Raw genomic sequence first — 12,356 nt, 5'->3', positions numbered from 1 at the left:
GAACTCATTTCATTTACCCGTAAGTCTAATTACAAGGGTTATGAAATCCTGCGAATAAGTGAGCATTCGAGAGATATTCGCATCAAACTGAGGGAGTTGAAGAATGGTTTTTCCTCTTATTTAACAATTATGCATATTGTCAAGGATGTAGTTTAGGATTACTAGTGATGAACCGTACCATAAGTAAATGAGGTTTTTAGTACGGTCGGAAGACACCTTCAACAAAGAAAGCTAGCCAAGGGCTGGCTTTTTTTTCAGTAAATAGATCTGTGCCTAATAACTCCTCGAATATTCTTGTTTTAAATATAGTTTCAAAGGTGTTTACATCTCGGTTTATTATATTACTATGAATGTTTACTTGTAGTAATTTGTGATATTTAATCCAATCAAGTAGTAATATATCATTCTATTATTTATCCATACACCGCTACTAGTTAAGCTGCTTTAGTTTTTGTAACTTAGATAAATCTGAAACAGGACTTTGAAATTATTTAAAAGTCATGACACTAGGTAAAAACGATTATTTTCTGATAATTTACATGAAATTAACATGGAATTAACCTTCTATATAAATAACCAGATTATTATTGGGGAATAATAGGAGGAATGAAATTTTGAGAAAACTATTTTGTAAAAGATTTATTAATTTACTAGTTATTGCACTACTGGTTCTACCCATCTTCTCAAGTCTTGCCATTCGTGCGCATGCAGAAGATACCGTGTCGGTTAAATTACTTTCGGTGAATGATTTACATGGTAAGATTGATGTAACAGCAACAATTAATAATGTAAATTACGGACGTGCTGATTATTTGGCTACTTATTTAAAAGCCCGTAAAGCAACCAATCCAGATAACACGCTAATTATCCATTCTGGAGATATGATTGGTGGCAGTTCTCCGGTTTCAGCTTTACTTCGAGATGAACCTACTGTTGAAATCATGGAAGCAATCGGATTTGATGTAGGAACTGTAGGTAACCACGAATTTGATAAAGGTACACAAGAATTCCTTCGGATGGTAAATGGCGGTGACCATCCGAACGGCACACAAGGATATAACGGGATGGACTTTCCAGTTATTGCTGCAAATGTGGAATACAAAGATAGCGGAAAGCTCATATTAGATCCCTATGCCATTAAAGAAGTAGATGGTGTGAAAATTGGATTTATTGGTGTAGCTACGGTTGAAACACCTAATATGGTGATGGCCTCAGGTATTCAGGATATTCGTTTCACGGACGAAGCTGCCGCTGTTAATAAATATACGGAGGAGCTAAAAGCACAAGGAATTAAGGCAATTGTCGTTTTAGCTCACGTTCCTGGAAATCAAAGCGGTGAAACGGCCACTGGTCAAATTGCAAGTTTATCTAAGAACGTAGATGACGAGGTAGATGTCATTATTGCTGCTCATAACCATGTGAAACTCAATGCGATTGTAGACAACAAACTTATTGTCCAAGCTTGGGAATATGGAAAATCCTTTGCGGATATTGATTTGAATATTGATCGTGTTACAGGCGACATTGTTGAAAAACATGCAGAAATCGTTGATGTTATTCAAGAAGGTGCAACTCCTGATCCAGAGGTTAGTGCCATTCTAGCCAAATATAAAGAAATGGTTGGAACAAAATTGAATGAAGTCATGGGTTATGCTGCCACTCCAATGACTGGCGGATACCCTATCAAAGGCATCATTGGTGACAATGCTCTTGGAAACTTGATTGCAGACGGAATGAATGATGAAATGAAGTCTGATTTTGCCTTAATGAACGGTGGAGGAATCCGTGACGTTCTAGCCCAAGGCGAAATTACTTGGGAAAATCTTTTCAATATCCAGCCATTTAATAACACATTGGTTACGGTCACCATTCCAGGATCAGCATTAGAACCTATATTAAATGCTCAGATTTCATCCTATGGGCCAGACGTCTCCATTAGTGGATTCTCATATATATGGGATAGTGCGACAAGGAAAGTAGTGAATATCTATCTTCCTGATGGAACACCAATTGATAAGAATGGGACCTATACGCTTACTGTCAACAATTATATGTATGAACATGAGACTGATAAATATAAAATTCGCCAATATGGCAATGATCCAGTTCAAGGACCTGAAGATTTACAAGCTACTGTAAACTTCGTGAAAAGCTTTAATGGACCAATCCATTATGTAGCGGAAGGAAGAATCTCGGAAGACTTCAAGGCACCTGAACTGGCGGATGTGGTATTACATGAGGCTGACTTGAGAGACGGATCGTATCTTCATGAAGTTAAGGTATCCTTGGAAGCAACAGATGCAGGTATCGGGATTTCGCATATTGAGTATAGTCTAGATAACGGTGTCACTTGGAAACGTTATGATGAGGGGCTAACTATTAATAAAGAAGGTAAAAACTCTATTCAATATCGTGCGATTGATAAAGTGCATAATGTTTCAGAGCCGAAAGCTCTTGAGGTATTCATTACACCTGCATCAGTCGAAAATGCGATTTCTTTAGTGAAACAAGCAGAGGGAAATAAAGGAATCAAAACATCGCTTATTGCTCAATTGGAGAACGCAATTAAAACTTTTGAAAAAGATAAAGAAGATAAAGCTTATCAATCTTTAGAAAAAATTTACTCGCGTATTAGCGAGCTCCCAAATAAGCATTTAGAGGAAGTGGACAAAAACGAAATCATGTTCATGCTTCAATACATCATTGAACATAGAACAGAAACTAGCGGGAATGAGTTCCCAGCCTTATTAGCAAGTTAGTTTTCGATTCGAGTCTTTTATAATAAATAAAATGATGGCAAGGATAAAAACATGACCTTTCGAAAAAGTAGGATGGTAACCAGAAAATAGGAACTGAAAAAACAGATAGAGGCTTGTTTTACGCGCACTCTATCTGTTTTTTTAATTTACTCTATTCAACGTTAGAGTGAACCGTACCATAAGTAAATGAGGTTTCTAGTTGAAAGTTAAAAAGTATTTCATTCTTTGAATTCATTATTATCTAAATAAAAATAAGCACTCAGTCAAAAAAGAGTAGAATGCTGAAATTAATCTTAGCATTCTACTCTTTTTTTGTCTCTAATATCACCAAAATCTATTTGATGACCGCCGCCAAAGTTAATCCACTCCATTTGTGATTACCGTGGCCAAAAAGTAAGTTTTCACTTTTTATAAGTTTGTTTATTTTTGTTAGTAAATTAATATAAGGAAAAAAGACTTCAAACCATATGACAATCGCCAGCTACTTTCAGAAAAAGATTATAAAAATTCAAAGGCAAGTGGGGAAAACAACCTGTTTTTCTTCACTTGCTTTATTTTAGGGACTTATCGGACAGCCCCCTTGTGGAATTAATAATATTAATATAAAAAATTAACATTATATTTATATAGTTTTGGTTTAATTGAATTGTAAAATATAAATCTCCTTGGAGGAATCATTAGATGATTAATAAGAAAATTGTGAAAACAGGAGCTACTTTAGCACTTGCCTTAGCTATTACAGTTCCAGCACTATCATCGACAGCAGCTACTGCAAAGGAAAATAGTAAAATTGAATCTGTTAAATTTAATGGAATGAAAGCACCAGCTACTATCGATGAAATGGTAAAAACGTATACAACTGCAACCGTTGATGTAAAATATAGCAATGGAAAAGTAAAAACATTTCCGTTGTCCTACAACTACCTATTTAAATCGGAAGATAAGGTAGCAACCGTTAAAGGTGAAAAAATTCCTGCAGGTACACCAATTGATGTAAAAGGAAATCCAATTAAGGATCCAAGCAGCACAGACGGAAAATATTTTGTTTCAGATGCTCCGGATTCAAATAGCTTATTAATGCCAATTGACGGCAAACTTTATATGGTTACACATTATGAATATCAAACAATTGATGCTGCTGGTCAATCAGCATACGGTTTAGTCCCAGCATCTATGTCTTTAACTGAGTTGGAACAGGACAAAAAAACAGGTGAACTTAAACCTGTAAAAGTAGAAAAAATCGATTTTTCGGCAGTAAATGGACTTTGGATTCCATGTAATGGTTCTTTATCACCATGGAATACACATTTAGGTTCAGAAGAGTATGAGCCAGATGCTCGTCAATTTGCGGACCCTACATCAAAAACAAGAAGTCAAGTTGAAACATTTGCTCAATTCTATTTTGGAAATAAAGCAAAGGCTAATCCTTATTTCTATGGCTACACTCCTGAAATTACAGTAGATAAGAAGGGGAAAGCATCGGTTGTGAAACATTACAGTACAGGGCGTTTCTCTCATGAGTTAGCTAAAGTAATGCCTGATAACAAAACTGTATTTTACGGTGATGATGGTGGTAATACAGGAATGTTTATGTATATAGCCGATAAAGCAAAAGATTTATCAGCGGGTACACTATATGCAGCTAAATTTAAACAAACAGGTACTGAAAATGGTGGTTCAGGAGACTTAGAATGGATTAATTTAGGACATACAACGGATAAAGAAGTGGAAAAAATTATTGACAGCGGCATTACATTCAATGATATTTTTGAAACTTCTGATGTACCAAAAGAAGGTTTTACAGCGATTAAACAATATTCATATGGTAAAACAGAATATCTAAAACTTAAACCTGGTAAAGAAAAAGCAGCTGCCTTCCTTGAAACACGCCGATACGCAGCAATGCTTGGTGCGACTACTGAATTTAACAAAATGGAAGGTTTAGCGCTAAACGAAAAGGATAAAAAAGTATATATTGCTATTTCCGATCAAAGTAAGAGTATGGAAAAAGATTCAACAGGAAAAGACCCAGCAGACCATATCCAATTACCAAAAATTAAAGCTGGTGTAACCTATCAATTGGATTTACAAGGTGGTCAAAAGGATAGCGAAGGAAAGGCTATTCATAGCTCTTATGTAGCACCATCAATGTATGGATTGGTGGTAGGAGAAGACCTTCCTAATGCTGATGCATATGGAAACACTGCAAATGTAGACAAAGTAGCTAATCCCGATAACTTAAGTTATTCTGAAGCAATGAGAACCCTCTTTATTGGTGAAGATAGCGGTGCTCACACAAATAACTATGTTTGGGCATATAATGTTGAAACGAAAGAATTAAATCGTATTCTATCTGTTCCAGCAGGAGCCGAAGCAACTGGATTATTTGCTGCTGATGACCGCAATGGATTCTCATACATTTTCAGTAATTTCCAACATCCTGGTGATGAACTAGATGGTAAGTCAATTACAGCTGTTAACAAAGATGAATTATTTAAAGCTGTTGACGAACAAATTGGCATTAATAAAACAGGGGGGATTGGTTATATCTCTGGTATACCTTCTTTAACAAAATATAATAATGGTAAATATCAAAAAAGTTTAGAAATTGATAGAAAATGATAAGTTTAGATTAGGTAATGAACCTGAATGAAGGAACACAAATTTACGTAACGGCAACTGATGCAGCCGGAAATATAAGCACTGATAAAGTTACTAAGTAATGGATAAACTGGCTCCTAAAATTCCTTCAGTAAATGAAGTTATTGTGCTTATAAAAATGAATAGGGCTGTCATAAAAGTGATTAAAAAATGACTTTTGTGACAGCCCTCATCCATTTTAATTTGGCTCTGTATTATTTGTTGGGGTTATGACACAATTTTGAAGCAATAAAAAAACGTAGGAATCTTATTTTAGAAATGAGATTCGTGTCTCACCTCAAGCAGTGGCAGAACAAGTAGGGATTTTGCTAGAGAGAAACCTATAGGTGGGAAATAGAATGAGATTGTGAAGGATTGTACGTAAACTTTAGCCAATGTCGATTGTGATTATAAAGAATCTCTTGAACCAAAAACCAGGATGATCCCAAGAAATAAAATTATAAATATTGTTTTATTAATCCTGTACGTAAAAGTACACATTTATAAACATAAAATGTCCTTAGAATCTATTAAATCTAAGGACTTTTTTGATTGCCTCTAATCCTAATTATGTTAAGTAGGGCTGGCGTACGCTGGTTCTTCTTATTTCACATTTCACATACTATTTTTTGAACGTATTTTTATGTTTTGTTGCTGATAGGTCGAACACGTAAGTGACATTTCTGTCATTCTTATTTATTTATTGTTAGGTAAATCGATGGAAAGAAATTGAAATGATTTTTAAAATAGATATAAACTCTGTTGTAGAAAGGAATAAGTCCAGAGAACCCTTTACAATCACCTTATTAGTTTGGTTGACGTTGTTTGTAATTTTTGTACTTCATGGGAGAATAGATACACTTTATCTTAAAGTAGATAATTTATAAAAAAAGCCGCCCTTCCAAATATAGAAAGATAGCCCCTTTGGCGTTTTAAGGAAAGGACCTTGTATTAACCTGATAGATGGCGAGACCCGTTTTAGAGAATGTACGGTTAACTTAAATGAATTTTAAAGTTCTTATATTAAAACAAAAAATGATACTACCAAGAAAAGGAAAATGACTGATGAATCGAAGTTTTGTTGATCGATACAATCAATCTATCATTTTCTTTAATGGAGAGTGTAAAACTTGAAAGGAGAAGTCTATGAAAAAAGTATTCGAAGTATTAAAGAAAATATTTGTTTTATTTATTACCTTTATCTTGCTCGTATCAGTATCTGTTTTTATTTACCATAACTCTCAATTAAGTAAGGAAGCAGCACTCCTTAAAAGTGAGGGAACAGTCGTTAAGTTTAATAATAAAAAAATTAATGTCTATAATGAGGGAAGTGGTGAGGATACATTTGTATTTATGGCTGGCTCCGGGATCGCTGCTCCTGTTTATGACATGAAAGGACTATATAGCAATTTTTCAAAAGAAAATAAGATAGCTGTCATTGAAAGAGCTGGATATGGGTACAGTGACGTTTTTAACGATGACAGAGATATTGACAAAATACTAGAGCAAACTAGAGAAGCGCTAATAGAAAGTGGAAATAAACCTCCGTATATATTAGTGCCTCACTCATTATCAGGGATAGAAGCTATTTACTGGGCACAAAGATACCCAGATGAAATAAAGGGAATTATTGCTTTAGATATTGGTTTACCTCAACAGTACGTAACACATAAAATGAACCTAGTTGATTCATTGACAGTAAGAGGAATAAATATTTTAACGAAAATTGGTTTGCACCGACTTGTTCCTTCTTCTACTTATAATCCTGAAGTGATTCGGCAATCATTTTTAACTGAAGAGGAAAAAGAAATTTATAAAGCATTATACTATAAACAATTTTTTAATGATGATATGAAGCAAGAACTTTTACAGGCTTATGAAAACGGTAAAAAATCAGTTAACCTTCCGATACCAAAAGAAACACCTATTTTATTTTTAGATGCAATTGCTGACCAATATAAAAACTCAAAATATACAAAACAAAAAAACAAAGATTATGAGGAATTTGCAGAACAATTAGAAATAGCAGATGTCATAAAAATTAGAGGTACACACAGCATTTATTTATACGTGCCTGATGAAATATATAAGCTTTCAATGGAATTTATTAATAAAGAAGTTGAAAAAAATGAAATCCTACGTGATGAAAGGATATAACATTTTAATAGTAGAAGACGATTTGATAATTGGCGATTTACTTCAAAAAATTTTGTAACTCGAAGCGTACTATGTTTGTTGGAAAACGGATGGAAGAGTAGTTCTGGATATCATTCATAAGATAGATTTAGTCATAATGGATGTTATGTTACTAGGTGAAGATAGCTATCAAATCACAAAGAAAATAAAAAACTAGGATTAAATATTCTCATAATTTCTCTCTCTGTCCGAAATGATAGGGTAAATCCTTTTGATTCTAGAGAGTTACATTACAAACTTTTTTAAATTGCGGGGTAGAAAATACAATTGACTAAGAACATAGGGTCGTTGAATTATTTGCAGAAATTATAGATTAAATATTAGTTGAACTTGATTAAAAGTTATACCATTTTTGGTGGAATCTTTAATGTTTCAGGAGGGGATTTGGAATTATAGAACTTTTAAGGTCAAGGCTTAACTTGGATACAGCTTAGCTCATCTATATAGGAAATCCAGGATAGTAGGTAGATGATTATGAGTTAATTGGTAAATTGACTGGGCGGTAAATAAAAGAAAAGGTACTAATTCCTTTTTTGTACGGAATCAGTACCAGGTATAGATATTTAATAATCTTACTTATTAGGGAATCACTTACCGGTTAATTAAGCAATTCCCTTCGTCATAACGAACGATAATGACGAGCTTGTGTCTATCCCCATGGTGTTCCGATCACGACAAATATTAGCCAAGCAAGTCCAGGTCCGATAACAACAAAGCATGCGGATGCAATTAAGAGTTTTCTAAAAAATTCATTTTGGTTCATACCTTGAGCATTTGCGAGCAACATGGCACCATTTGTTGAGAAGGGACTTATATCCACAATGCTCGATGCAAAAGAGATGGATGATATGACACCTATGGATGATACAGTCGGATCCTGAAGAATTGGAATCGCGAGTGGAATAATGGCTGCCAAGAAACCTGTTGTTGAGGCGAAAGATGAGATAATTCCTCCAATATAAGATGCTGTTAGAGCTGCCATTACAGAATTATTCATGCCAGCTATTAACTGGGTCATATATTCGATAACACCGATTTGTTCTAGTACTCCTACATAAGTCACAATCCCTGTTACCATAAGGATAATTGGCCAAGGCATACTCTGTAAGACGCCTTCTTGCCTTTTTGGAGCCATCAAGAAAAGTGCCAACCCTACTCCAAACCCGGCAAAGCCCATGTGTACATTGTACCCTAGAGCTAGGACGACTAGAAGAGCTATTCCAAGAAGTGTGAATCCTCTATACCAAGTTAAACGCCCTTCTGATTTTCCTGAATTATCTTCTGGATTATCTACTTGATTTACATTTATATCGATTGTTTCTACTGTTTCTACTGTAGCTGCTGTATACAGGTGAACAGAATCTTTCCTAAAAAACCTAAGTCCTCCAAAAAGAATGAATACTATAATCGCAACGAATACACATAAGATAAAGGTGTTTAAGAAAAGCAAACCTGGTGAATGTGGGAGGTTTTGTGAATCCATCATACCGTTCACAATCACACCAAAAAGATGAAGTGGTGAGAAACCACCCGCAGTCACCCCTATAAGTAGCATTAAGCCCATCATAAGAGGATTAATCTTGTATTGAAAGGCAACTCGTAACGCAATTGGACTTAAGATAGAAGCAGAAGCAATGGCAGATGTACCGATACTGGTCAAAATAGCACCCAGGGCGAACATAATCCATGGAATTAAGCCGGTGTTACCTTTAACCAAAAGGAGTCCCCATCTACTAATTAAGTCGATGGTTCCATTTTTTTGGACAATGGCAAATAAGAATGTGACTCCTGCAAGTAGGACGAATAGATCTGCAGGAAATGCACTAAAGATCTCGTCAACGCTTAGCCCACTGACTAACACACCCATGATAAAAGCAGCAACAAAACCAATAATACCGATGTTTATTGGAAGAATAGCTCCAATGATAAACATGAGTAAAAGTAATATAATAGCTCCGATTTCTATGCTCATAATATGTCCCCCTAAGTTTAATAAATTGCTCATGTGTGACCTGAGCCATGTGCTGAACAAATCCATTTGCTTGCGTCTTAGAGGTAGGGTCGCACTGTAACAGACTCATAAGAAAAATACTCTATTAAAAATTTAAAACTTTGATTCACAAATCTGAAAACGCTTTCAATTAGAAGTATTATGAATGCCAATAAATATCCTTATTAGGGAATTATTTTTTTGAGTTTTTCAAATGAAGAGTAATTGTCAACAATTTATTAATATCATCAAGAGTAATTGCATAATACAAGACACGTTTAATTTCTGTTTAACCAATTGTAGAGTAGCTTCATTTCTTTAACCTCCTTTCCTTAGTTCATTTTTGTATAAAAAACTAATGGCGATTGTCGACAAAATTATGCTGATGTTTGTAATTCTAATGAAATTAGAATTTTCTGTCAATGTTTTTTTTATCAATTTTATTAAATTCCCTTAATCCAAATAGGAGGGTGTAAATTCAAGAAGTTTTGTTAAACCAGAAGTTGGTTTTTGTACCCTATGTATTTGAAAGAATAAACCGCATTTTGGGAAAGGCAAATAAGCCTGCTCGTAGAGATAGGCTTTTTCACTTTTTTCAATTGCTAAGTTTTCATGTTGAAAAAACAAGGGAAAGTGTTTTTAGGTAGGAAACTATGGAATATGGTTTTCTAATTTTGTTTTTCAACGTCCTTTTCTTCTGGTGTCATAGTTCATACACTAATACAGTCCTCATCAACATTCATACCACATGCACGTTCAATAACTACATTCATTGAAAACACCCGTTTCGGCTTCAATAATTGGAATTGGTAAGATCAACTTGACCTTTGTTCTGCATGGATTGTTAAGGGAAATCTAATTATTAATACCTTTAATGCTAGGTTGTGATTTACCTTTAGGGTTAAAGACATTTTGGTTATGCTGTATTAAAACTTTTTTTGCTTCATCAAATTGTTTTTTATGTAAATGATTTAAAATAATATGGTGTTCTTTAAGTGATTTATTAATATTCTCTACCCATTCAAAAGAAAGTCGTTGCAATGATAGTAGCGGTAGTCCTAATCTAGAATACATATTGGCGATAATATCACTTTTACTCATTTCGATAATCCCCAAGTGGAACTTTTGATTCAACATCGCGTATTCCAAACGGTCACCATCAACCAGATCCATCTTATTAACAAGCTGTTCCATATGAATTAGAGATGATTCAGGTGTATCGAGCTCTGCAATCCTCTCTATTGCCAGGCTTTCGAGCATCATTCTTATTTCTAACAGATCAATAATATCTCTTTCTGAGTAGCCCTTTACAACGGAACCTTTTCTTGGGATCCGTTCAACTAAACCATCGATTGCTAATAAATAAAAAGCTTCTCTTATTGGGGCTCTGCTTGTCCCAAATTCTTCAGCATAATTAGCTTCTATTAATTTGTCTCCTGCTTTAAGTTTCCCAGTAATAATTTCTTCAGTTATTTTCTCGGCTATCAGCCTAGATAGTGAGTTATTATCAAAAATGTTGTTATCAACCATTATTTGTCCTCCTTAACCTGGACATGAGTTTTGAACTTTTATTAATGTATACAATACCAGAACTTTTAGAAAAATCGAAGTAAACTTTTTGGGAAAATCCTACTCATTTTAAATTTTTTTTAAAAAGCAAAATATTGTCATCAAACTAAATCAATTGAAATGAGAAAAAGGGTGAAGATTGCCACTCTTTTTAGAAGTAAATACAACCAATGTTATCGACAAATTGAAAATACACGTAATAAGCCTGAAAATAAATAGTCAGAAAATTATATAAATTAATAATTATTAGTTGAATTTACATTAAAAGTATATTAGGATGTAATCATTCACAATAAACGATTGTCGACAATATACTATTTTAGTTTCGGTACATGATAATTTTTTAAAAAAAGCAAGTAAAGAAGTCATCAAATTCAAATTTATTAAAGGGGTGAATTCAGCATGAAAGTTACGATTAACCGAACTGAAACGAATGGGAAGATTACCTTACAAGAAAGCGGCGGGTTTGCGATAGTGACCATACACCGTCCAGAATTAAAAAATGCACTGACAAATCGAATGTGGAATGATTTAGCAGAGATGGGGAAAATGATAACTCAAAATCCAAAGAATAAAGTCGTAATATTGCGTGGAAGTAAAACTCATTTCTCTGCTGGCTCCGATATTAAACAATTTAATGAGTTAACAATTGCTGAGGCAAATGAAGCATTTCGATTAATGGAAGAGGCCATTTCTACTTTTGAAAAAATAACATTACCTACAATAGGCGCCATAAATGGTCCTGCGTTAGGTGCAGGTTTTGAATTGGCCTTAGCATGCGATATACGAATTGGCACGCCACACACACTAATGGGAATTCCAGTTGGAAGACTAGGGATTACTTTGAACCAACCATTTGCGAAAAGAATAGCCGACATGATCGGAAAAAGTAGAACAATGGATCTAGTTTATACGGGTCGTTTATTAAATCCAATAGAGTGTTATCAATTGGGCCTAATCAATTATCTTCTAGATGATGAAGAAGATATTAATCATTTCATTATAAATCTTGGCAAAAGGATCTTGGAGCAGTCACAAGCCTCCCTTTTAGCTGTAAAACGGTCAGTTGCTTATAATTATCCGACTATTTCAATTCCATGGGAAACTGGCATTCAATCCAGCGTTGACCCCATTGACTTTCCAGAAGGTGTTCGATCTTTTGTAGAAAAAAGAAAACCAAACTTTCAAAGGAGACGATAATA

The 12,356-nt window shown here is 34.4% G+C and carries 6 protein-coding genes and 1 pseudogene; 5 read left to right on the top strand and 2 right to left on the bottom strand.

Going from position 1 to position 12,356, the window contains the following annotated elements; all coding sequences use genetic code 11:
• The first annotated feature begins 614 nt into the window (after positions 1 to 614).
• The 4 genes and pseudogenes from JFV29_RS02515 to JFV29_RS02500 form a co-directional block, all read left to right on the top strand.
• A complete protein-coding gene (locus JFV29_RS02515; protein WP_242486127.1) occupies positions 615 to 2,759 on the top strand; it encodes a bifunctional metallophosphatase/5'-nucleotidase in 2,145 nt (714 codons plus the stop codon).
• 681 nt (positions 2,760 to 3,440) lie between these two features.
• A complete protein-coding gene (locus tag JFV29_RS02510) occupies positions 3,441 to 5,381 on the top strand; it encodes a PhoX family protein (RefSeq protein ID WP_201181041.1) in 1,941 nt (646 codons plus the stop codon).
• Positions 5,382 to 6,545: 1,164 nt separating this feature from the next.
• Positions 6,546 to 7,556 carry an alpha/beta fold hydrolase gene (locus JFV29_RS02505; protein WP_201181040.1) on the top strand — a complete coding sequence of 337 codons (1,011 nt, stop codon included), beginning with the start codon at positions 6,546 to 6,548 and terminating at the stop codon, positions 7,554 to 7,556.
• Positions 7,543 to 7,823: pseudogene (locus tag JFV29_RS02500) on the top strand (response regulator); the annotation flags it as partial. The gene JFV29_RS02505 and the pseudogene JFV29_RS02500, both read left to right, overlap by 14 nt.
• A 421-nt stretch (positions 7,824 to 8,244) precedes the next feature.
• Here the strand turns inward: JFV29_RS02500 and JFV29_RS02495 are convergent.
• Positions 8,245 to 9,567, bottom strand: coding sequence for an SLC13 family permease (locus tag JFV29_RS02495; RefSeq protein ID WP_201181039.1), 1,323 nt, complete (start codon positions 9,565 to 9,567; stop codon positions 8,245 to 8,247).
• A gap of 873 nt (positions 9,568 to 10,440) precedes the next feature.
• Positions 10,441 to 11,115 (bottom strand): GntR family transcriptional regulator, encoded by a 675-nt coding sequence (locus tag JFV29_RS02490; RefSeq protein ID WP_201181038.1) that lies wholly within the window; start codon positions 11,113 to 11,115, stop codon positions 10,441 to 10,443.
• A gap of 441 nt (positions 11,116 to 11,556) precedes the next feature.
• On the opposite strand from JFV29_RS02490, the gene JFV29_RS02485 reads away from it, so the two are divergent.
• Complete coding sequence (locus JFV29_RS02485) at positions 11,557 to 12,354, top strand: enoyl-CoA hydratase/isomerase family protein (RefSeq protein WP_201181037.1); 798 nt, start codon at positions 11,557 to 11,559, stop codon at positions 12,352 to 12,354.
• Positions 12,355 to 12,356 lie beyond the last annotated feature (2 nt).

It is taken from the genome of Peribacillus sp. TH16 (genome assembly GCF_016651095.1).
Classification (GTDB): Bacteria; Bacillota; Bacilli; order Bacillales; family DSM-1321; genus Peribacillus; species Peribacillus butanolivorans.
Note: the sequence above shows the minus strand (reverse complement) of the source record. Positions and strands in the feature narration are given on the sequence as shown.

Bases quoted from the DNA above. Each gene is read 5' to 3' on its own strand.
- JFV29_RS02510 (WP_201181041.1), top strand. From the start codon at position 3,441: ATGATTAATAAGAAAATTGTGAAAACAGGAGCTACTTTAGCACTTGCC.
- JFV29_RS02505 (WP_201181040.1), top strand. From the start codon at position 6,546: ATGAAAAAAGTATTCGAAGTATTAAAGAAAATATTTGTTTTATTTATT.
- JFV29_RS02495 (WP_201181039.1), bottom strand. From the start codon at position 9,567: ATGAGCATAGAAATCGGAGCTATTATATTACTTTTACTCATGTTTATC.
- JFV29_RS02490 (WP_201181038.1), bottom strand. From the start codon at position 11,115: ATGGTTGATAACAACATTTTTGATAATAACTCACTATCTAGGCTGATA.
- JFV29_RS02485 (WP_201181037.1), top strand. From the start codon at position 11,557: ATGAAAGTTACGATTAACCGAACTGAAACGAATGGGAAGATTACCTTA.